The 20,412-nt window shown below is 70.4% G+C and carries 20 protein-coding genes; 6 read left to right on the forward strand and 14 right to left on the reverse strand.

The window, feature by feature from the left end:
* The first annotated feature begins 63 nt into the window (after window positions 1-63).
* The 3 genes from AB0K11_RS10165 to AB0K11_RS10175 all read left to right on the forward strand — a co-directional run bounded on the left by AB0K11_RS10165 (window position 64) and on the right by AB0K11_RS10175 (window position 4,716).
* Window positions 64-2,355: a helicase-associated domain-containing protein gene (locus tag AB0K11_RS10165; protein WP_364975440.1), complete on the forward strand. Its 2,292-nt coding sequence runs from the start codon at window positions 64-66 to the stop codon at window positions 2,353-2,355.
* Window positions 2,356-2,395: 40 nt separating this feature from the next.
* A complete protein-coding gene (locus AB0K11_RS10170; RefSeq protein WP_364975443.1) occupies window positions 2,396-4,045 on the forward strand; it encodes a DNA repair helicase XPB in 1,650 nt (549 codons plus the stop codon).
* 71 nt (window positions 4,046-4,116) lie between these two features.
* Complete coding sequence (locus AB0K11_RS10175; protein WP_364975446.1) at window positions 4,117-4,716, forward strand: hypothetical protein; 600 nt, start codon at window positions 4,117-4,119, stop codon at window positions 4,714-4,716.
* Between the two features lie 18 nt (window positions 4,717-4,734).
* Here AB0K11_RS10175 and AB0K11_RS10180 read toward each other — a convergent pair whose 3' ends face one another.
* The 4 genes from AB0K11_RS10180 to AB0K11_RS10195 form a co-directional block, all read right to left on the reverse strand.
* On the reverse strand, window positions 4,735-5,079 hold the full coding sequence (locus tag AB0K11_RS10180; RefSeq protein ID WP_364975449.1) for a LuxR family transcriptional regulator: 345 nt from the start codon (window positions 5,077-5,079) through the stop codon (window positions 4,735-4,737).
* Window positions 5,080-5,102: 23 nt separating this feature from the next.
* Window positions 5,103-5,990 (reverse strand): hypothetical protein, encoded by an 888-nt coding sequence (locus AB0K11_RS10185; RefSeq protein WP_364975452.1) that lies wholly within the window; start codon window positions 5,988-5,990, stop codon window positions 5,103-5,105.
* 68 nt (window positions 5,991-6,058) lie between these two features.
* A complete protein-coding gene (locus AB0K11_RS10190; RefSeq protein ID WP_364975454.1) occupies window positions 6,059-7,048 on the reverse strand; it encodes an LLM class F420-dependent oxidoreductase in 990 nt (329 codons plus the stop codon).
* An 11-nt stretch (window positions 7,049-7,059) separates the two neighbouring features.
* Window positions 7,060-7,623: a TetR/AcrR family transcriptional regulator gene (locus AB0K11_RS10195; protein ID WP_364975456.1), complete on the reverse strand. Its 564-nt coding sequence runs from the start codon at window positions 7,621-7,623 to the stop codon at window positions 7,060-7,062.
* A gap of 77 nt (window positions 7,624-7,700) precedes the next feature.
* On the opposite strand from AB0K11_RS10195, the gene AB0K11_RS10200 reads away from it, so the two are divergent.
* Window positions 7,701-8,912, forward strand: coding sequence for an FAD-dependent monooxygenase (locus AB0K11_RS10200; RefSeq protein WP_364975459.1), 1,212 nt, complete (start codon window positions 7,701-7,703; stop codon window positions 8,910-8,912).
* A gap of 48 nt (window positions 8,913-8,960) precedes the next feature.
* Window positions 8,961-9,386 (forward strand): pyridoxamine 5'-phosphate oxidase family protein, encoded by a 426-nt coding sequence (locus AB0K11_RS10205; protein WP_364975462.1) that lies wholly within the window; start codon window positions 8,961-8,963, stop codon window positions 9,384-9,386.
* 9 nt (window positions 9,387-9,395) lie between these two features.
* Here the strand turns inward: AB0K11_RS10205 and AB0K11_RS10210 are convergent, their stop codons facing one another.
* The 4 genes from AB0K11_RS10210 to AB0K11_RS10225 all read right to left on the reverse strand — a co-directional run bounded on the left by AB0K11_RS10210 (window position 9,396) and on the right by AB0K11_RS10225 (window position 15,539).
* A complete protein-coding gene (locus AB0K11_RS10210; RefSeq protein WP_364975464.1) occupies window positions 9,396-10,871 on the reverse strand; it encodes a fatty acid--CoA ligase family protein in 1,476 nt (491 codons plus the stop codon).
* A gap of 81 nt (window positions 10,872-10,952) precedes the next feature.
* A complete protein-coding gene (locus tag AB0K11_RS10215; protein WP_364975467.1) occupies window positions 10,953-13,097 on the reverse strand; it encodes a 3-hydroxyacyl-CoA dehydrogenase NAD-binding domain-containing protein in 2,145 nt (714 codons plus the stop codon).
* 4 nt (window positions 13,098-13,101) lie between these two features.
* Window positions 13,102-14,313: an acetyl-CoA C-acetyltransferase gene (locus tag AB0K11_RS10220; RefSeq protein WP_364975469.1), complete on the reverse strand. Its 1,212-nt coding sequence runs from the start codon at window positions 14,311-14,313 to the stop codon at window positions 13,102-13,104.
* Between the two features lie 125 nt (window positions 14,314-14,438).
* Complete coding sequence (locus tag AB0K11_RS10225) at window positions 14,439-15,539, reverse strand: alkene reductase (protein ID WP_364975471.1); 1,101 nt, start codon at window positions 15,537-15,539, stop codon at window positions 14,439-14,441.
* 56 nt (window positions 15,540-15,595) lie between these two features.
* On the opposite strand from AB0K11_RS10225, the gene AB0K11_RS10230 reads away from it, so the two are divergent.
* The gene (locus AB0K11_RS10230; protein ID WP_364975474.1) at window positions 15,596-16,771 is read left to right on the forward strand and encodes a pyridoxal phosphate-dependent aminotransferase; all 1,176 of its coding nucleotides are present in this window, start codon (window positions 15,596-15,598) and stop codon (window positions 16,769-16,771) included.
* A gap of 3 nt (window positions 16,772-16,774) precedes the next feature.
* Here the strand turns inward: AB0K11_RS10230 and AB0K11_RS10235 are convergent, their stop codons facing one another.
* From AB0K11_RS10235 to AB0K11_RS10260, 6 genes are read right to left on the reverse strand one after another with little or no spacing between them, the layout of a single operon-like run.
* Entirely contained in the window at window positions 16,775-17,692 is a 918-nt protein-coding gene (locus AB0K11_RS10235; protein WP_364975477.1) for a TIGR03564 family F420-dependent LLM class oxidoreductase, read from the reverse strand.
* A 56-nt stretch (window positions 17,693-17,748) separates the two neighbouring features.
* Window positions 17,749-18,198: an SRPBCC family protein gene (locus tag AB0K11_RS10240; RefSeq protein WP_364975480.1), complete on the reverse strand. Its 450-nt coding sequence runs from the start codon at window positions 18,196-18,198 to the stop codon at window positions 17,749-17,751.
* A gap of 53 nt (window positions 18,199-18,251) precedes the next feature.
* A complete protein-coding gene (locus AB0K11_RS10245) occupies window positions 18,252-18,998 on the reverse strand; it encodes an alpha/beta hydrolase (protein ID WP_364975483.1) in 747 nt (248 codons plus the stop codon).
* 33 nt (window positions 18,999-19,031) lie between these two features.
* A complete protein-coding gene (locus AB0K11_RS10250) occupies window positions 19,032-19,472 on the reverse strand; it encodes an SRPBCC family protein (protein ID WP_364975487.1) in 441 nt (146 codons plus the stop codon).
* A gap of 6 nt (window positions 19,473-19,478) precedes the next feature.
* Window positions 19,479-19,925 carry an SRPBCC family protein gene (locus AB0K11_RS10255; protein WP_364975490.1) on the reverse strand — a complete coding sequence of 149 codons (447 nt, stop codon included), beginning with the start codon at window positions 19,923-19,925 and terminating at the stop codon, window positions 19,479-19,481.
* 34 nt (window positions 19,926-19,959) lie between these two features.
* Window positions 19,960-20,406 carry an SRPBCC family protein gene (locus tag AB0K11_RS10260; RefSeq protein ID WP_364975492.1) on the reverse strand — a complete coding sequence of 149 codons (447 nt, stop codon included), beginning with the start codon at window positions 20,404-20,406 and terminating at the stop codon, window positions 19,960-19,962.
* Between the last annotated feature and the right edge of the window lie 6 nt (window positions 20,407-20,412).

Below are 20,412 nucleotides of genomic sequence, written 5' to 3' on the forward strand. Positions count from 1 at the left end.
ACACATTGTGGCAAACGCCGGGCGCGCTGGCGAGGTCGGGCGGAGGCTTTACGCTGGTCAGCAATGACCGAAAAGACTCCGCCGCCGGGCCGGAGTGACACCACCCGCGGATCGGCGGGCGTCCCGCTGGGCGCCTGGCTGGCCGAGCTGCCCGACGAGCAGCTCGTCAGACTGCTGCAACTGCGGCCGGACCTCACCCAGCCGCCGCCCGGCAATGTCGCAGCGCTGGCGGCACGGGCGACGTCGCGGCAGTCGGTCAAGGCGGCCACCGACGAGCTCGACTTCCTGCGGCTGGCGGTGCTGGACGGCCTGCTCGTGCTGCACGCCGACACCACCGCCGTCCCACTGACCAAGCTGGTGGAACTGTTCGACGGCCGCACCGACGAACAGGCGCTCGACGCCGCCGTCGACGACCTGCGCGAGCGCGCGCTGGTGTGGGGTGCGGCCGAACTGCGGGTGACCGCCGAGGCCGCGTCCGGTCTGCCCTGGTACCCGGGCCAGGCCGTCGTCGAGACCGCCGCGCAGTCGCCCGGGGACATCGCCCGCCGCCTCGAGGGCCTCGACACCGCCCAGACCGAGCTGCTGTCACGACTCGTGAACGGGTCGCCGGTGGGGCGTACCCGCGACGCCGCTCCCGGCACCCCGCCCGACCGGCCGGTGCCGCGGCTGTTGGCCGCAGGGCTGCTGCGCCAGGTCGACGACGAGACCGTGATCCTGCCGCGGCTGGTCGGACAGGTGCTGCGCGGCGAGGCACCCGGCCCGGTGGACCTCACCCCACCGAACCCGACGGTCTCCACCACCTCCGGCGCGGATGCGGACGCCGTCGCCGCCGGGGCGGCTCTCGACCTGCTGCGCGAGGTCGAATTGGTGATCGAGACCCTGTCGGCGACGCCGGTTCCCGAGCTGCGCAGCGGCGGCCTCGGTGTGCGCGACATGAAGCGGCTGACCAAGACCACCGGCATCGACGAGCAGCGGCTCGGCCTGATCGTCGAGCTCTCGGCGGCGGCCGGGCTGATCGCGGCGGGCATGCCCGAGCCGGATCCCGGCGACGGCGCGGGTCCGCACTGGGCGCCGACGGTGGCCGCCGACCGGTTCGTCGAATCGACCAGCGCCGCGAAGTGGCATCTGCTGGCGTCGACATGGCTGGATCTGCCGGGCAGGCCGAGCCTCATCGCGACTCGCGGTCCGGACGGCAAACCGTATGCGGCGCTATCGGATTCGCTGTACTCGACGGCGGCTCCGCTGGACCGCAGGTTGCTGCTGACGGTGCTTTCCGGGCTGCCCCACGGCGCCGGCGCCGACGCCGCATCGGCGTCGGCCGCGATGATCTGGCAGCGCCCGCGCTGGGCCGCAAGGTTGCAGCCCGAACCCGTCGGAAGTCTGCTCACCGAGGCGCACGCGCTGGGGGTCGTGGGGCGCGGCGCCATCACCGGACCCGGCCGCAAGCTGCTCGCCGGCGATCCCGTCGACGAGGTCGTCGCCGCCATGCAGAAGGTGATGCCGAAGCCCATCGACCACTTCCTGCTGCAGGCCGACCTCACCGTCATCGTGCCGGGACCGCTGGAACGCGAGCTCGCCGAGCAGCTCACCGCGGTCGCCACCGTCGAGTCGGCCGGCGCCGCCATGGTGTACCGGATCAGCGAGTCGTCGATCCGCCGCGCGCTGGACACCGGCCGCACGGCGAGCGAGCTGCACGCGTTGTTCGAGCGGCACTCCCGCACCCCGGTGCCGCAGGGCCTGACGTACCTGATCGACGACGTCGCCCGCAGGCACGGGCAGCTGCGCGTCGGGATGGCCAGCTCGTTCGTCCGGTGTGAGGACGCGGTGCTGCTCGCCCAGGCGGTCAGCGCACCGGCCGCCGAGGCGCTGGAGATGCGGCTGCTGGCGCCGACGGTGGCGGTGTCGCAGGCGCCCATCGGCGAGGTGCTCACGGCGTTGCGCAACGCGGGGCTCGCTCCGGCGGCGGAGGACGCCTCTGGGGCGATCGTCGACCTGCGCGCCCGCGGAGCGCGCGTGCCGACCGCGCCCCGCCGCCGGGTCTACCGGCCCGCACCGACTCCGACGCCGCAGACGCTGGGCGCGATCGTCGCGGTGCTGCGCAAGGTCGCCGTCGCGCCGTTCGGGAACACCCGGCTCGACCCCGGCGTTGCGATAACGCAGCTGCAGGACGCCGCCCTGACCCAGACGTCGGTGGTGATCGGCTACGTCGACCCCGCCGGCATCGCGACCCAGCGGGTGGTCGCACCGATCAACGTGCGTGGCGGGCAGCTCACCGCCTACGACCCGGCATCCGGACGGGTACGCGAATTCGCGATCCATCGCGTCACGTCGGTGGTGTCGGCCGACAGCGAATGACGCAGGATGATGGAGAAGATGACTCACCAGCGAGACCCGCATGACTGACGGCCCACTGATCGTCCAGTCCGACAAGACGGTGCTGCTCGAGGTCGACCACGCGCAGGCCGGGGCGGCGCGGGCCGCGATCGCGCCGTTCGCCGAGCTCGAACGCGCGCCCGAGCACATCCACACCTACCGGATCACCCCGCTGGCACTGTGGAACGCCAGGGCGGCGGGCCACGACGCCGAGCAGGTCGTCGACGCGCTGGTGTCCTTCTCCCGCTATCCGGTGCCGCAGCCTCTGCTCGTCGACATCGTCGACACGATGGCCCGCTACGGCCGCCTGCAGCTGGTCAAGAGCCCCGTGCACGGCCTCGTGCTGGTCAGCCTGGACCGTGCGGTGCTCGAAGAGGTGATGCGGCACAAGAAGATCGCCCCGATGCTTGGCGCGCGCATCGACGACGACACGGTGATCGTGCATCCCAGCGAGCGAGGCCACATCAAGCAGCTGCTGCTCAAGGTCGGCTGGCCCGCCGAGGACCTCGCCGGGTACGTCGACGGCGAGAAGCACGCCATCGACCTGAAGCAGGACGGCTGGGAGCTGCGCGACTACCAGGAGATGGCGGCGGACTCGTTCTGGGCGGGCGGTTCCGGCGTGGTCGTGCTGCCGTGCGGCGCGGGCAAGACGCTGGTCGGCGCGGCGGCGATGGCCAGGGCGGGCGCCACGACGCTGATCCTGGTGACCAACACCGTCGCGGGCAGGCAGTGGAAGCGCGAGCTGATCGCGCGCACCACGCTGACCGAGGAGGAGATCGGCGAGTACTCCGGGGAACGCAAGGAGATCCGCCCGGTCACCATCGCGACCTACCAGGTGATCACCCGCCGCACCAAGGGCGAGTACCGCCACCTCGAACTGTTCGACAGCCGCGACTGGGGGCTCATCATCTACGACGAGGTGCACCTGCTGCCCGCGCCGGTGTTCCGGATGACCGCCGACCTGCAGTCCCGGCGACGGCTGGGGCTGACGGCCACGCTGATCCGCGAGGACGGCCGCGAGGGCGACGTGTTCAGCCTGATCGGGCCCAAGCGCTACGACGCCCCCTGGAAGGACATCGAGGCCCAGGGCTGGATCGCGCCCGCCGAGTGCATCGAGGTGCGGGTGACGATGACGGACAACGAGCGGATGCTCTACGCCGTCGCCGAACCCGAGGAGCGCTACAAGCTGTGCTCCACGGTGCACACCAAGATCGCGGTGGTGCGCTCGATCCTGGAGAAGCACAAGGGCGAGCAGACGCTGGTGATCGGCGCCTACCTCGACCAGCTCGACGAACTCGGCCGCGAACTCGACGCGCCGGTGATCCAGGGGTCGACCAAGACCGCCGAACGCGAGTCGCTGTTCGACGCGTTCCGGCGCGGCGAGATCTCCACCCTCGTGGTGTCCAAGGTCGCCAACTTCTCCATCGACCTGCCGGAAGCCTCGGTGGCGGTGCAGGTTTCGGGCACCTTCGGCTCGCGCCAGGAGGAGGCTCAGCGGCTCGGCCGGTTGCTGCGACCCAAGCACGACGGCGGCGGCGCGGTGTTCTACTCGGTGGTGTCGCGCGACAGCCTCGACGCGGAGTACGCCGCCCACCGGCAGCGGTTCCTCGCCGAGCAGGGCTACGGCTACATCATCAAGGACGCCGACGACCTGCTCGGCCCGGCGATCTGACGGCGCCGTGTCACCGCGAGTTCCACCGGTGACCACGCGCTCGCCGCGCTGAGGCGATAGCCTCGACACCCATGACCGCACGACGGCGCGCTCGCGCTGCCTCGAACACCCCCGCCGTCAGGCTGGCGCTCGCCGGCCTCGCCGTCGGCTTCGGCGCCCTGGTCGCCGCGACACCCGCCGCCGCCCAACCCGGGATGCCGCCGGTGCCGCCCGCACCCGCGCCGGGCGCTCCGGTTGCGCCCCCGCCCCCGGGCGGCCCGCCGCCGGTGCCGCAGATGCAGATGCAGGATCAGAAGTACGGCAGCGGCGACGGCCCCCTGGGCTTCCTGCGCGATGCGTGGAACCAGGCGAAGAACCCGTACGGCGATCCGACGATGACCGTTCCCGGATCGACGGCCCCGCCCCCGGGCGCGGGCCCCGCACCTGCGCTGCCGCCCGGCTACACCTCGATCAGCGACCCCGGGTCGTCCACCCCGGCTGCGCCCGCCGGGCCGAAGACGGGCGGACCGCCGCTGCCGGAGGGCTACTACCCGCTCGACGGGCCGCCGCCGCCCGGATATTTCGACGCGCCGCCGGCCCCCGCGCCGGGCCAGCCAGGGGCGCCCGCGCCGGGTCAGCCCGCGCCGCCGGCGCCTGCGCCGATGCCTCCGAAGATCATCGCCGGGCAGTAACCACCGCAGGCGCCATGCTCAGGTGTGCGGCCCGACCGGTTTGACGACGGTCAGCAGCACCACCGAGTCCTCGATGGCGTGCAGGCCGTGGCGGGTGAGCGGGATGACGATGTGGTCGCCCGCGGAGCCCTCCCAGCCGGCCTCCTCGGTGCTCAGCCGCACCCGGCCCGTCACCACCTGCAGCGTCGCCTCGCCCGGGCTCTCGTGCTCGTGCAGATCGCTGCCGCCGGTGAGCGCGATCAGGGTCTGGCGCAACGCGTGTTCGTGACCGCCGTACACGGTGTGCGCACTGCGGCCGCTGCCCGTGGCGCGGGCGGTCTCGAGGTGCTCGCGGGCCAGCGCGGTGAGTGAGATCTTCTCCATGTCCGAATGGTGCCACCCGGGCGTCAGGTGTGCCGCAGAGTCGCGACGAGGTCGTCGATCAGTCGCGGACTCGGTGCGCCGGGGATGCCCTGGTAGAGGGAGACCACGAACACCACCGCTCCGTCCTGGCCGGGCACGTTGATGGCGACGACGCTGTGCACCGCCGAGGAGGCCCCGCACTCACCGGCTTCGATCCCGGTCACGGTGGCCAGGATCTGCAGTGCCGGGGTGGCGTCGAGGATCAGGCCGCGCGGGTCGGTCAGCGTCACCTTCGGCACCCGTCCGCCGGCGGACGTGTAGATGTCGCGGACCAGCGCGGCCTTGTCGCGCACGGCACGGTTGAGGTCGCGGGGGTTGTTCGGGCTGTCCAGCCCGGACACGGCCAGCCAGTTGTCGGGGCACCTCGCGGACTCTATTTGCGCTGCCGCGCGCAGGATCTCGACGGGACAGGTGTCGAACAGTCCGCCCTTGCAGACCTTCTCCCAGCCGAGGCGCACGCCGCAGCCCTCGACGGTCCACTCCGGCGGCACGTCATAGGTGAGGCCGACGTTGCTGCTCACCGGTTTCCAGCCGGCCGGCGTCTGGGTGCCCGGGAGCGCCGGCTCACACGGCGGTGGCGGCGGCGGGGTGGAGGGCGGCGCCGCCGCGGGTGGGATCGGCGGTGCGCTGACCGTCGCCGCCGTCGTGTCGGACGTCGGTGACCGGCGGGCGTCGACCGCGAGCAGCACGCCGACGCCCAGCACCACCACCGCGGCGACGGCCGCCGCCACCCACCACGCGCGGCGGCGGCCTCGTGGCGGTCCACCGGGCGGCGGCGGGTCGGCGGGATAGTCGACGGTGGTGCGCTCGACGTACTCGGGGAGGTGCCCGTCGTCCTCGGGCGGCGGGAATCCCAGCGCCGGATAGCTCACGCAGACCCCCTCACCGCCTCGTGCCGCGAGCCTAACAGCGCGCCGCGACGTGCCCGGGCGCGATGCGGCTAGCCCAGCGCCGGGATGACCTGCTGTTCGAACAACTCGACGCCGGACCGGTCGTAGGCCGCCTCGGGGAAGTACATGATGGCGTACTCACAGCCGAGGTCACGCATCCGCTTCAGCTTCTCGATGACCTGTTCGGTTGTGCCGCTGGCAGATTCGGGTGCGCTGACCGCCGAAAGCATCCGATCGACGGAACCGGGGTCGGCCTTGGCCTGCTGCCTGGCGCGGATCCGCTCGATGCGGTCTTTCACGTCGGCTTCCGAATCGCCGATGACCGCATTGAAGTTCGCCGAGCGGACGATCTTCCCGTAGTCGGTGCCGACGTCGCGACAGTGCCCGGCGAGCACCTCGGACTTGTGCTCGAAGCCGGCCGGTTCGGAGGTGAAGTTGGTGTACTGCGCGTACTTGGCGGCGATGCGCAGAGTCACCTTCTCGCCGCCGCCCGCGATCCACAGCGGAGGTCCTCCCTGCTGCAGCGGGGTGGGCGCGACGATCGCGTCGTCGACCTTGTAGTACTTGCCCTCGAAGGTCACCCGGCCGTCACGCCAGGCGTCGCGCATGATCTGCACGCCCTCGTCGAGCATGCCGAGGCGCTGCCCGGCCGTGGGGAAGCCGTAGCCGTAGGCCTCCCATTCGTGTTGGTACCAGCCGCCACCGATGCCCATCTGCACGCGCCCGCCGGAGATGATGTCGGTGGTCGCCGCGACCTTGGCGAGGTACACCGGGTTGCGGTAGCCCATCGCGGTGCACATCTGGCCGAGCTTGATCCGGGAGGTGGTCGCCGCGTAGGCCGCCATCAGCGTCCACGCTTCGTGGGTCGCCTCGTCGGTGGGCACCGGCACGGTGTGGAAGTGGTCGTAGACCCACAGCGAGTCCCATGCCGCGCCGTCGGCGTAGGCGGCCAGGTCACGCATCACCTGCCACTGTTCGTTCGGTGCGATGCCGATCAGGTCGAGTCGCCAGCCCTGCGGGATGAACAGTCCGAAGCGCATGACATCCGACTCTAGCGAGTCGGGCGGCCCCGTCCGGTCGACTTGCCAAGGGCGGCCATCGCACCCGTCACCGCCGCCTGGCGCAGCGCGTCCGCAGGCGCGTCGGGGAACTGCAGGCAGCAGTCCTGCAGGCCGCCGAGCGCGATCACGGCCCGGGTGGCCTGCTCGAGCGTCTGGTCGGGCCCGAACAGAATTCGGCTCAGCCGTTCGCGCCAGGCCAGCATGCTGTCGATGAGGCCCAGGTCGGCGATGGTGCTGAGCTCCGACACGATCAGCACGAGGTCCGCGCGGTGTGCGTACTGGAAGTCGAAGAACCCCTCCAGCATCTCGCGGGGCGTGATCTCCGGCCGCTCCTCGCATTCGCGGACATAGCGCTCGCCGCCGTCGATGAGGGGCTGCACGATGCTGCGGACCAGTTCCTCACGCGATGAGAAGTGGTGGTAGAGAGCAGGTTTGGTGATGCCGAGGCGCCCGGCGATGTCCTGAAGGCTGGTGCGCTGCACACCTTTGGCCGTGAACAGTTCGCGCGCCACATCCTGGATCCGCTGCCGGGTGTCCGAACGAGGGCCGCTCACGTACCCACCCTAACTGACCGATCGTTAAGTAAGCTCACCGTCATCGGCTTACCGAACGTTCAGTAAGGAGAAGTGTCATGCGCGTACTCGTCTCCGGCGCGAGCATCGCCGGCCCCGTGGCGGCCTACTGGCTGACGCGCCAGGGCTTCGACGTCACGGTCGTGGAACGCGCGCCCGCGCTGCGCAAGACCGGCGGCCACGCCATCGACCTGTTCGGTCCGGCCATGGCGATCGCCGAGCAGATGGGCGTCCTCGACCGCGTCATCGAGCACGCCACCGGCACCGGACGGCTGATCATGCACCGCGTCGGGTCCCGACGGCCGACCGTCATCGACTATCACAAGCTGTCGGCGGCCATCTCCGACCGGCACGTGGAGATCATGCGCGACGACCTCAGCGAGATCTTCTACGACGCGGGCCGCGCAGACGTCGAGTACCTGTTCGGCGACCACATCACCGACATCGCCCCTGACGGCGGGGTCACCTTCGCCCGCTCGGTGCCACGCGGATTCGACATCGTCATCGGCGCCGACGGACTCCACTCCGGTGTGCGACGCCTGGTGTTCGGCGAGGACGCCGGCCACACCGAATTCCTCGGCGCCTACCTCGCCGTCGTATCGGTCCCGAAAGATCTTGCCCGCGACGGTGAGTCCACCGGGTTCATCGACCTCGACCGCGTCGCGATGATCTACACCGCCGACCATCTCGAGGACGCCCGGGCGGTCTTCATCTTCAGGCCTGCCGCCGCCTACCACTTCGATCACCGCGACCCGACCAGTCAGAAGAAGCAGTTGCGGCAGCGCTTCGGCGGGATGTCGGGTCCCGTCGACCGTTGGCTGGCCGAGGTGGACCACACGCCGGCCTTCTACTTCGACGCGATCGACCAGCTGCAGCTGACGAGGTGGTCCCGCGATCGGGTCACGCTGGTCGGCGACGCCGGATACTGTCCCGGCCCCGCCGTCGGAGGCAGCACCAGCCTCGCCGTCATCGGGGCCTACGTCCTCGCCGGTGAACTCGATCGCGCCGCCGGGGACCACACCGTCGCGTTCCCCGCCTACGAAGACGTCATGACCCCGGCGGTGATCGGCAGTCGGGCACTGGCGAAGCGAATGGCACGCAGCATCCTGCCGTCGTCGGGTCTCGGGATCCGGGCGCTGCTGGCCGCGGGGCGGCTCATCTCGGTGCTGCCCAGCCCCGTGGGCCGGGCAGTGGCTGGGCTGGACGACCGCGGCGTCCGGTTCTTCGACTCGATCCGCGTCCCCGACTATCCGGCCCTCGCCACTCGCTGACTCTGCGAGCGCATCGAGGCTGTCGGTGGCCGTCGGTAGCGTGGCGATATGGCCCTCAGTAGAGAAGAGCGCGAACAGTTTCTGGCCGGACCGCACGTCGCCGCCCTGTCGGTGTCCGCAGGCACGGGGCGCGGTCCGTTGACCGTGCCGATCTGGTACCAGTACCGCCCCGGTGGCGAGCCGTGGGTGCTCACCGGCGCAGGATCCCGCAAGCATCGGCTCATCGAGGCGGCCGGCCACTTCTCGCTCATGGTGGAGCGTGTCGAGCCGACCACCCGCTACGTCGCGGTCGACGGCCCGGTCAGCCGCATCGAACCGGGCACCGACGAGATGATGGAAGAGGTCGCCCGCCGCTACCTCTCCGGCGACGCGGCCGAGCAGTACCTGGCGTTCGCCAAGGAGAACCTGGGCGAGCACGTCGCCATCCACCTCACCCCCGCGCACTGGCTGTCGGCGGACATGGGCTCGTTCTGACGACGGCCACTACGTGTTCGCGCGCACCGCGTCGTAGAGCGCCGCGACGTCGGGCAGCCGCACCTTCAGCGACGCCGTACGCGGCAACTCGTCGACCGCGAGGACGGCGACCGGCACGTGATGCCTGGGCAACGACGCGCGCACGAGGTCCTGCAGCTCCTGCTCCGTCGGCACCGGCCTGCCCGGGGCAGGTTCGAACGCCGCGAACGGCACCTCCCCCAGCCGCTGGTCGCGCACACCGACCACGCACGCGTCCCGAACCCCCGGATGCGACAACAACACCCGCCGCACCGTCTCCGGCAGCACCTTGAAACCACCGCGGATGATCGCGCCGTCGGTGCGGCCGTGCAGGGTGACGAAACCGTCGGCATCCACTGTCGCGACATCGGTCGTGCGGATCCAGTCCGGCGTGATGACCGGGATGCGGGCCTCGAGCACGCCCTGCTCGCCGGTGGGCATTTCGACCCCGCTGTCCTGGTCGACGATGCGCACCTCGGTGTCGGGCAGCGGCCTGCCCACGCTCTCGCGCTTGGTGTCGCCGTAGCGCGCCACGAGTTCCGGAGTCCACGCGCACACGGAGCCCGCGAATTCGGTTGCACCGTAGGCCAACTGCACCGGGATCCGGTACCGGCGCTCGAACTCGTCGCGGGTCGGCGGGTCGAGCGGACCCGAGGCGCTGATGATGTACTGCAGCGACGCCAGGTCCTCGGGGTCGACGTCGGCGTCGAGCAGCATCCGCACCACCGCCGGTTGCACACCCGACCGCGCAATGCGGTGCGTCCGCACGGCCCGCACCCACGCGTCGACGTCGAACTTCTCGAGCAGCACGATCCGCCGGCCGGTGTAGAAGCCGGTGATCAACTGGCACACACCGATTCCGCCGAACGGCCAGTACGACAGCTCCGGCGGATCCTGCGGCGAGGCGAACCGGCCACCGGTCACGCTGAACACCGTGCGCTCCAGCACGGTGGTGTCGATCGACTGCCGTTTCGGCGGGCCGGTGGTGCCGCTGGTCAGGATCTGCAGGCCCGCGCCGGCGCGGGTGGGGTGCGCACCAGTCACCCGGGTCAGGCCGTCGACGCGCTCGGCGCCGGTAACCGAGATCGCCACTGCCGCAGTGCCTGCACGCGTGACAGCGGCACGCACCGGCGCCGTCCAGTCCTCGGCGTCGGCCACGACCGCGGCCAGGTCGAGCGACTCGACGTCGCAGGCGATCGACTCCGGCGACTGGAACGAATAGATCATCGACACCCAGCGCCGGTCGGCGAGCAGGCCGGCGATGGTCGCCGCATGCCACGGCCGGTTGCGCACCACCAGGCCGATCGGCGCGTCGTGGGCGACACCGGCGTCCCGCAGCGCGGCGGTGACGGCATCGGCGTGCGCGACGATCTCGTCGCCGGTGTGCCACCTGCCCTCGAACTCCAGGCACGGCCCGGCGCCGTAGCTCCTCAGCCCTGCCGCGAATGTCTCGGTGAAGTCGGCCACGCCTGGAGGCTAACGCCGAGTGGCCACCTGTGACACGGCATCTCGCCGTTCATGCGTCACAGATGGCCACTCGGGCAGTGCTTACAGCAGGGACTGCGGCGGGTTGAACCGGTCGCCGTACTTGGCGGCCAGCTCCTTGGCACGGGCCACGAAGGCCTCCTTGCCGACGCCGCCTGCACCCTCGTAGCCGACGATGAACTGCGCCGAGCCACCGGTGTACGGCGGGAAGCCGATGCCCATGATCGAGCCGATGTTCGCGTCCGCGGTGGTGGTGAGCACGCCCTCGTCGAGACACTTCTGCGTCTCGAGCGCCTCGGCGAACAGCATCCGGTCGATCATGTCCTGCAGCGGGAGTTCGGTGCCGCCCGAGTTGAACGTCTCCGCCAGACCCGGCCACAGGCCGACCCGCTTGCCGTCGACGTACTCATAGAACCCGGCGCCCTTGAGCCGGCTGGGCCGCTCGATCTCGATCATCTTCTCGACGACCGCCTCGGCCGGGTGCGGCTCGTAGGTGCCGCCGGCGTCCTCCACACCCTTGCGGGTCGCGGTGGCGATCTTGTGCATCAGCTCGAGGTTGAGCTCGTCGGACAGCTGCAGCGGCGGTGCCGGGTAGCCGGCCTGCGAACCCGCCTGCTCGATGCTCGCCGGCGCGACGCCCTCACCGAGCATGGCCAGCGCCTCGTTGACGAAGGTGCCGATGACGCGGCTGGTGAAGAAGCCGCGGCTGTCGTTGACGACGATCGGCGTCTTGCCGATGGCCAGCGTGTAGTCGAACACCCGGGCCAGCGCCTCGTCGGAGGTCTTCTCGCCGCGGATGATCTCCACCAGCGGCATCTTGTCGACCGGCGAGAAGAAGTGGATGCCGATGAAGTCCTCCTGGCGCTTCACGCCGGACGCCAGACCGGTGATCGGCAGCGTGGAGGTGTTCGAGCCGAGCAGCGCGTTGGGCTCGACGACGTCCTCGATCTCCTGGAACACCTTGTGCTTGAGTTCCTGGCTCTCGAACACCGCCTCGATGACGAAGTCGACGCCCTTGAAGTCCGCCGCGTCGGCCGTCGGCGTGATGCGGGCCAGCAGCTCCTTGGACTTCTCCTCGGTGGTGCGTCCCCGCTCGAGTGCCTTGGCCTCGATCTTCTCCGAGTAGTTCTTGCCCTTCTCGGCGGCCTCGATGGACACGTCCTTGAGCACGACGTCGTAGCCGGCCTTGGCCGAGACGTAGGCGATGCCCGCGCCCATCATGCCTGCGCCGAGCACGCCGATCTTGTTGATCTTGACCGGCTCGATGCCGTCGGGCCGCGAGCCGCCGGAGTTGATGTACTGCAGGTCGAGGAAGAACGCCTGGATCATGTTCTTGGCGACCTGGCCGGTGACCAACTGGGTGAAGTAGCGGCTCTCGATGCGGCTGGCCGAGTCGAAGTCGACCTGCGCGCCCTCGACCGCGGCGTCCAGGATCGCCCGCGGAGCCGGCATCGGCGCGCCCTTGAGCTGCTTCTTCAGCAGCGCCGGGAACGACGGCAGGATGGCGGCGAGGCCCGGCGAGCTCGGGGTGCCGCCGGGCATCTTGTAGCCCTTCTGGTCCCACGGCTGGGTGTGGCTGTCCGGGTTGGCCTTGATCCACGCCTTCGCGGCGGGCAGCAGTTCCTCGACGCTGCCGACGAGATCGTCGACCAGGCCGGCGTCCTTGGCCTTGCCCGGCTTGAACCGGGTGCCCTGGCTCAGGATCTCCATGAACGCCTTCTGGATGCCGAACATCCGGACGGTGCGGGTGACGCCGCCGCCACCGGGCAGCAGGCCCAGCGTGACCTCGGGCAGGCCGATCTGGACGCCCTTGACGTCGGCGGCGATGCGGTGGTGACACGCCAGCGCGATCTCCAGGCCGCCGCCGAGCGCGGCGCCGTTGATGGCGGCGACCACCGGTACACCGATGGTCTCCAGCTTGCGCAGGTCGGCCTTGACGGCCTCGACCATCTCGAACGCCTCGGCGGCGTTCTCGGGACCCAGGTTGATCATGCCCTTGAGGTCACCGCCGGCGAAGAAGGTCTTCTTCGCGCTGGCGATCACCACGCCGGTGATCGAGTCCTTCTCTGCCGCAAGCCGTTCGACGGCGTTGTGCATCGACTCCTGGTAGTGCTCGTTCATCACGTTGGCCGAACCGGTCGGGTCGTCCAGCGTCAGGGTGACGATGCCGTCGGCATCCTTGTCCCACTGAATGGTGTTCTCTGCCATGCTTTTAAACCCTCTCGATGATGGTCGCGACACCCATGCCGCCGCCGATGCACAGCGTGACCAGTGCCCGGCGCGCGTTGCGGCGCTCGAGCTCGTCGACCATGGTTCCGGTGATCATCGCGCCGGTGGCGCCCAGCGGGTGGCCCATCGCGATGGCGCCGCCGTTGACGTTGAGCTTCTCGTCGGGGATGTTCAGGTCCTTCTGGAACTTCAGCACCACCGAGGCGAACGCCTCGTTCAGCTCGAACAGGTCGATGTCGTCGACCGTCAGGCCCGCGCGGTCGAGCACCTTCTTGGTGGCCGGGGTTGGCCCGGTCAGCATGATCACCGGGTCGGCGCCGCTGGTGGCGGTGGCCACGATCCGGGCCCGCGGGGTCAGACCCTGCGACGTGCCGGCTTTCTCGCTGCCGACGAGCACCAGCGCGGCGCCGTCGACGATGCCGGAGCTGTTGCCGCCGGTGTGGACGTGGTTGATCTTCTCCACGTAGTGGTACTTCTGCAGCGCCACGTCGTCGAAGCCGCCCATCGCGCCGACGCCGTCGAAGGCGGTGCGCAGCTTGGCCAGGCCCTCGGGGGTGGTGTCGGGGCGCATGTGCTCGTCGTGGTCGAGGACCACGAGGCCGTTCTGGTCCTTCACCGGGATGACGGACTTGGCGAAGTAGCCGCCCGACCATGCGGCGGCGGCCTTCTCCTGGCTGCGCAGCGCGTAGGCGTCGACGTCCTCGCGCGAGAAGCCTTCGATCGTCGCGATGAGGTCGGCGCCGATGCCCTGCGGGACGAAGCCGATGCGGTAGTTGGTCTCCGGGTCGGTGGCCCACGCGCCGCCGTCGGAGCCCATCGGGACGCGGCTCATCGACTCGACGCCGCCGGCGAGCACGAGGTCGTCCCAGCCGGAGCGGACCTTCTGCGCCGCGGTGTTGACGGCCTCCAGGCCGGACGCGCAGAACCGGTTGAGCTGGAATCCACCGGTGGTCTCGGGCAGCTTGGCCACCAGCGCGGCGGTGCGCGCGATGTCGCCGCCCTGATCGCTGACGGGTGACACCACGCCGAGGATCAGGTCGCTGATCAGGTTCTCGTCGAGGTCAGGATGGCGGCTGCGGAGCTCGTCGATCAGGCCGACGACCAGGTTGACGGGTTTGATCTCGTGCAGCGAGCCGTTCTTCCCCTTGCCGCGGGGAGTGCGGATCGCCTCGTAGATGAAGGCTTCTTCAGACATGAAGCGAAGCGTAACAGCCTAAACCAACCTGTTGGTTGGGCGGTCACCCTTTCCCGCGAGCAGGCGCAAATTGCTCTGGGCGACGGCGTGTCGCGAGCACTTTACGTCTGCTCGCCGGAGAACCGTCAGGCGCTCTGGCGCTGCGCTTCCAGCGTCGGGTAGTCGATGTAGCCCACGGGCCCGGGCGCGTAGAACGTCGCGGGATCGGGTTCGTTGAGTTCGGCGCCGAGCAGCAACCGGTCGATCAGGTCCGGGTTGGCCAGGTAGGACCGGCCGACGGCGGCGGCGCTGATCGCACCCCAGTCGGCGAAGCTTTCCAGCTGGCAGAAGTCGGTGTCGGTGTCGCGGCCGGTGTTCAGCACGAACGTCCCCGACCACAGCGCGCGCATGGTGCCGAACAGCGGCGTGGTGGGGTCGACGAGCACGTGTAGATAGGCGATGTCCAGCGGCGTGATGCGTGCCAGCAGCGCCTCGTAGGCACTGACCACGTCGTCCTCGTGCATGTCGCCTGCGGCGTTTCCGGGCGAGATGCGCAGGCCGACCCGGCCCGCACCGATCTCGTCGACCACCGCCTCGACCACCTCGGCGGTGAGCCGGGCGCGGTTGGCGGCCGATCCGCCGTAGGAGTCGGTGCGCCGGTTGACGACGTCGGAGAGGAACTCGTGCAGCAGGTAGCCGTTGGCGGAGTGGATCTCCACCCCGTCCATGCCGGCGTCGACGGCCCGGCGGGCGGCGGTGCGGAACGACGCCACGATCTCCGCGATCTCGTCGACCGCCAGGGGGCGCGGCACCGGCAGCGGCTTGCGGCCCTGCGGCGTGCGCGCGTCCAGATCGGCGGCGACCGCCGACGGGCCCACCGTCTCGACGCCGCTGAGGCCCGGGTGGCCCATCCGGCCGACGTGCCAGAGCTGGAGGAACATCTTGCCGCCCGCGGTGTGCACGGCGTCCGCGATTCCGGCCCACGCGTGCTGCTGACGGTCGGTGAACATCCCGGGGGTGTTCGGGTACGCGCCGCCCGCACCGGGTGACACCGCGGTGGCCTCGCTGATGATCAGGCCCGCCGCCGCGCGCTGCGCGTAGTAGGTGGCCGCCAGGTCGGACGGGGTGCCGTCGGCGTCGGCACGCGACCTCGTCAGAGGCGCCATGAAGAGCCGGTTCGCAGCCGGGGTGTCACCGACCTGGATCGGCGTGAGCAGCGTGGCGTCGGCAGCGAGTTGGAAAGTCACGCAGGCAATAAGTGCCGGGGCACCGCGGTTCATTCCCGCGGCTACGCTCGGCAGCCATGACGGTTTCGCGGCTGCGCCCCTTTGCGGTGACGGTGTTCGCCGAGATGTCGGCGCTGGCCGCCCGCATCGGCGCGGTCAACCTGGGCCAAGGTTTTCCCGACGAGGACGGCCCGCCGGCCATGCTCGAGGCGGCCAGGGCAGCCATCGCCGACGGGGTCAACCAGTACCCGCCCGGCCTCGGCATCGCACCGTTGCGGGAGGCGATCGCCGCGCAGCGCCTTCGTCACTTCGGCACCGTCTACGACCCCGACACCGAGGTGCTGGTGACGGTCGGCGCCACCGAGGCGATCGCGTCGGCGGTCCTCGGCCTGGTCGAACCCGGCTCCGAGGTGCTGCTGATCGAGCCGTTCTACGACTCCTACTCCCCTGTGCTGGCGATGGCCGGCTGTCAGCGGGTCGCGGTTCCGCTGGCGCAGGTCGGCGACGGCTTCGCGATCGACGTCGACGCGCTGCGCCGGGCCGTGACACCCCGCACCCGGGCGCTGATCCTGAACTCGCCGCACAACCCCACCGGCATGGTCGCCGGCGACGCCGAACTGGCCGCCATCGCCGAACTGGCCGTCGCCCACGACCTGCTGGTGATCACCGACGAGGTTTACGAACACCTGGTCTTCGACGGACGCACGCATCTCCCGCTGGCCAACTACCCCGGGATGGCGGCGCGCACGATCACCATCTCCAGCGCCGCCAAGATGTTCAACGTCACCGGCTGGAAGATCGGATGGGCTTGCGGCGCAGCCGATCTCATCGCCGGGGTGCGGGCGGCCAAGCAGTACCTGTCCTACGTCGGCGGTGCGCCGTTCCAGCCGGCGGTGGCCCACGCGCTCGACCACGAGGACGCCTGGGTGGCCGCGTTGCGCGACTCCCTGCAGGCCAAGCGCGACCGGCTCGGCTCGGCGCTCGTCGACCTCGGCTTCGACGTGCACCCCAGCTCCGGCACCTACTTCCTGTGCGCCGATCCGCGCCCGCTCGGCTACACCGACAGCACCGCGTTCTGCGCGGAGCTACCCGAGCGCGCCGGCGTCGCGGCGATCCCGATGTCCGCATTCTGCGACCCCGCCGCCGCGCACGCAGGCGCGTGGAGCCACCTGGTGCGGTTCGCGTTCTGCAAACGCGACGACACCCTCGACGAGGCGATCAGCCGGCTGCAGGTGCTGCGCCCCGGTAGGTGAGGTTCAGAGCGAGGCGGCCACCGACCACAGCGCCTGGCGGGCGCGGTCGTCCACCGGACCCACCGGCGCGAGCACGACGTCGGTGGCGCCCGCGTCGAGGTAGCGGCGGAGCTGCCGCAGCACCGACTCGGCCGGTCCGACGGCCGCGAGTTCCACTGCGCCGGAAACGTTCTCGCGCGCCAAGATCTTCTGGTACGACGGGATGGCGTTGTAGAAGTCCAGCTCCGCTGCCACGGCCTCCTGCACGCTGCCGCGGTCCTCGGTCACGAACACCGGCACCATGGCAATGACGCGCGGGCTCGGCCTGCCCGCATCGGCGGCGGCGCGGCCGATGGTGGGCACGATGAAGTCCGCGATGGTGCGCGGCCCGGCGAGGTAGGGCAGCGTCCCGTCGGCGAGCTCGCCGGTGACCTGCAGCGCCTTCGGTCCCATGGCCGCGACGTAGACGGGCACCGGGGTGCCGCCCGCCACCGTGGCCGGCCACGCCGGGCTGGAATTGATCGCCTCGCCGCGGAAGTCGACGGTGCCGGTGTCGAGCAGCGAACGCAGCACCGTGAGGTGTTCGCGCAGCCGGCCGACCGGGTCGGGCCATGCCTCGCCGAATGCCAGCCGTTCGGGTTCGTGGGCGCCGAGTCCGAGGCCGAGGCTGAAGTTGCCGTGCGCGGCGGCCTGTGCGGTCTGCGCCGCGGACGAGATCAGCAACGGATGTCGGGGATTGATCGGCACCACCGACGTGCCGACGCCGAGGCCGGGAACGGCGGCGCCGATCAGGCCGGCCAACGCGATGGCGTCGTGATCGACCCGCTGGGCCAACCACACCTGCGAGACACCGGCCCGGTGCGCGGCGGCGGCCTGTGCCACGGCGTCGTCGACCGCGTTGGCGGCGTCGGGTCGGGGGTGGATGACTACTCCGGTCGGCATGTCAGGTGTCAACCGGCATGACCGGTGCGCGCATTCCGTTCGGATCAGCGCGAGTTCTATTCGGCGCGAGTCCTACTGAGCACCCGGCGCCGCAGCTGCTCGATCGCCGAGTTCAGCACGATCTTCTTCGCCCGCTTGATCAGGAATTCCGGGATGGGCGCCGAGGGGTCGACGATGACGTCGAAGCGCACCCGGGTGCGGTCGCCCTCGCCCTCAGGGGTGAGGTTGTACTCGACGTGCTGCCCGCGCTGCTGGAAGGTGTCCGCGGCGTCCCACACCACCCAGCGGTCGCCCCAGTGGTATTCGAGCATCTCCTTGTCGGTGATGCCCATCAGGCGCAGCGTCGCGCGCACGTGGAACGGCCTGCCGTCGGGATGGCGGTCGAGCACCTCGACGTTCTTGTAGACCGACGACCATGCCGGCAGGTCCTCGATGTCGGCGAGCACGTCCAGGATCGCCTCCGGGGAGGCTTCGATCACTGCTTCCTTGGACGCGCGAACGGCCATACCAGCAAATGTAGACCCGCGCGGCCCGGTAGGTCGCGGTTCGGGCCAGCGCGTCAGTCGAGCGTGTCCCAGAAGCCGGCGAGGGCGGCCGCCCCGCGGGCGGGATCCTGCACCATCCACCAGTGCCCGAGGCCGTCGAGAACCTCGGTGCGCGCTCCGGCGCGGTCGGCGGCTCGCCCCCGCGACGGTCCCGGACGGGCGAAGGGATCGTCGGTGGCGACGATCGACAGACCGGGGCGCGCCGCGGCCTTCTCCAGGTCGCGACCGGCCTCTGCCATCGCGGGTTGGCGGGCCGAGCGGTACAGCAGCAGGATCGCGCGGGCCATCTCCGGCCCCTGCCCGGCGGCGATCTTCTCGCCCGTCTCCAGCGGTATGCCGAAGGTGGCCATCCGCTCCGCGCGTTCGCGCACCGTTCCGCCGAGCAGGTCGTCGACCAGCTTCTCGCCCTCGCCCTCCGTCTGCCAGATCTGCGCCATGTCGTGCCAGACGTAGTCGGGATCGAACAGCCCGAGGACGTCGCTGACCCAGCTACGCACCAGCTCCGGGCGGTGCATCACCACGTTGACGACGTGGCCGCCGCCCCAGTCGTGGCCGACGAGGTCGATCGGCCCGTCGATGCGCGTCAGCTCGTCTTCCAGCCAGTCCCGGTACGCCGTGAAGGTGGCGGAGAAGTCGTCGGGAAGTGGCGCGCCGAAGCCCGGCGGTGACAGCCGCACCACGTCGTCGCGCCCGAGCGCTTCGACCAGCGGATCCCACAGGGCGTCGGTCTCCGGATTGCCGTGCACCAGGACGATGGTCATGGTCCTGATCTTGGCACGGCGCGACGGCCGGAGTCAGGACTTCTTGACCTTCAACACCCGCTTGCGCAGGCCCTCGGTGGCGGTGTCGAGCAGGCCCTTGGCGCCCTTCTTGATCAGGAAGCCGGGCAGCGGCACCAGCGGGTCGACCGTGAGCTCGAACCGCACCTTGGTGCCGTCGCCGTCCGGGGTCAGGGTGTACCGGGCGTCCTGGCCCTTCTGCTGCTTCGATTCGACGAGCGTCCAGCTGACGCCGTCGTCGTGCACGGTGTAGTCGAGCACCTGCTCGTCGCTGACGCCGACGATCTTGACGACCTGCCGCGACCGTTTCGGGCGGCCCTGGTCGTCACGCTCGAGGATCTCGACCGACTGATGCGCCGACGACCACTCGGTCAGCGACTCGAGGTCGTAGAGGACGTCCATGATTTCGTCCGGGGTCGCCTCGATGGTGACCTCGCGGCTCTCGGTGATGGCCATGGTGGGCTATGTGCCACCCTTCTTCACTTTCAAAACCTGCTTGCGCAGTCCGTCGGTCGCCGTCTCCATGGCGCCCTTGAGCGCCCGCTTGAGGATGAAGCCGGGGATCGGCACCGACGGATCCGCCGTCAGGTCGAACCGCAGCCGGATCTTGTCCCCTTCCGGGGTCAGGGTGTACTTGCCGTCCTGCGCCTTGAGCTGGCCGGCCGACACGAGCGTCCAGCTCGCGCTCGAGTCGGTCCAGGTGTACTCGACGACCAGTTCGTCGGAGATGCCCGCCGACTTCACCTTCATCTTCACCCGGTGCGGCCTGCCGTCGTCGTAGGACTCGAGAACCTCGGCCTTCTGATACTGCGGCGACCAGTCCGGGGTCGATTCGACGTCGGCGATGACGTCGAGGATCTCGTCGGCGGTCGCTTCGACGAGCACTTCACGGGAATCGCTGACGGCCATGGCGTGACCCTAGCCAGCGCGCAGGCGCGGCGGGTTACTTCCCCCGCTTCCGTACCGCGAGCACCCTTTTCCGCAGCCCGTCGGTAGCCGTGTCGATCACGCCCTTGGCCGCCCGCTTGAGCATGAACCCGGGCATCGGCATCACGGGGTCGACGGTCACCTCGAACCGCACCAGGGTCCGATCGCCCTGTGGGACGAGGGTGTAGCGGGCGTCCTGCGATCGCTGCCACGTCGAGCTGACCAGGGTCCAGCCGTAGCCGTCGTCGTGATAGGTCAGGGCGATCTCGGTCTCGTCGGTGATGCCGACGGTCTGCACGGTCGCCCTGCTGCGCAGCGGCCTGCCCCGCTCGTCGCGCTCGAGCACCTCCGAGGTCCGGTGCGCGGCCGACCACTGCGGCAGCGACTCGAGGTCGAGCATCACGTCGAGGATCTCCTCGACGCCGGCCTCGATCATCACTTCGCGACGCAGCGTCAGGGCCATCCGTTG

Source organism: Mycobacterium sp. NPDC050551 (genome assembly GCF_040674075.1).
Classification (GTDB): Bacteria; Actinomycetota; Actinomycetes; order Mycobacteriales; family Mycobacteriaceae; genus Mycobacterium.

Excerpts from the sequence above, each read along its gene's own strand:
- AB0K11_RS10255 (WP_364975490.1), bottom strand. The coding sequence starts at position 19,925 with ATGGCCGTCAGCGATTCCCGTGAAGTGCTCGTCGAAGCGACCGCCGAC.
- AB0K11_RS10235 (WP_364975477.1), bottom strand. The coding sequence starts at position 17,692 with ATGCCGACCGGAGTAGTCATCCACCCCCGACCCGACGCCGCCAACGCG.
- AB0K11_RS10230 (WP_364975474.1), top strand. The coding sequence starts at position 15,596 with ATGACGGTTTCGCGGCTGCGCCCCTTTGCGGTGACGGTGTTCGCCGAG.
- AB0K11_RS10205 (WP_364975462.1), top strand. The coding sequence starts at position 8,961 with ATGGCCCTCAGTAGAGAAGAGCGCGAACAGTTTCTGGCCGGACCGCAC.
- AB0K11_RS10165 (WP_364975440.1), top strand. The coding sequence starts at position 64 with ATGACCGAAAAGACTCCGCCGCCGGGCCGGAGTGACACCACCCGCGGA.
- AB0K11_RS10190 (WP_364975454.1), bottom strand. The coding sequence starts at position 7,048 with ATGCGCTTCGGACTGTTCATCCCGCAGGGCTGGCGACTCGACCTGATC.
- AB0K11_RS10250 (WP_364975487.1), bottom strand. The coding sequence starts at position 19,472 with ATGGCCATCACCGAGAGCCGCGAGGTCACCATCGAGGCGACCCCGGAC.
- AB0K11_RS10240 (WP_364975480.1), bottom strand. The coding sequence starts at position 18,198 with ATGGCCGTTCGCGCGTCCAAGGAAGCAGTGATCGAAGCCTCCCCGGAG.
- AB0K11_RS10245 (WP_364975483.1), bottom strand. The coding sequence starts at position 18,998 with ATGACCATCGTCCTGGTGCACGGCAATCCGGAGACCGACGCCCTGTGG.
- AB0K11_RS10180 (WP_364975449.1), bottom strand. The coding sequence starts at position 5,079 with ATGGAGAAGATCTCACTCACCGCGCTGGCCCGCGAGCACCTCGAGACC.
- AB0K11_RS10215 (WP_364975467.1), bottom strand. The coding sequence starts at position 13,097 with ATGGCAGAGAACACCATTCAGTGGGACAAGGATGCCGACGGCATCGTC.
- AB0K11_RS10220 (WP_364975469.1), bottom strand. The coding sequence starts at position 14,313 with ATGTCTGAAGAAGCCTTCATCTACGAGGCGATCCGCACTCCCCGCGGC.
- AB0K11_RS10170 (WP_364975443.1), top strand. The coding sequence starts at position 2,396 with ATGACTGACGGCCCACTGATCGTCCAGTCCGACAAGACGGTGCTGCTC.
- AB0K11_RS10200 (WP_364975459.1), top strand. The coding sequence starts at position 7,701 with ATGCGCGTACTCGTCTCCGGCGCGAGCATCGCCGGCCCCGTGGCGGCC.
- AB0K11_RS10175 (WP_364975446.1), top strand. The coding sequence starts at position 4,117 with ATGACCGCACGACGGCGCGCTCGCGCTGCCTCGAACACCCCCGCCGTC.
- AB0K11_RS10260 (WP_364975492.1), bottom strand. The coding sequence starts at position 20,406 with ATGGCCCTGACGCTGCGTCGCGAAGTGATGATCGAGGCCGGCGTCGAG.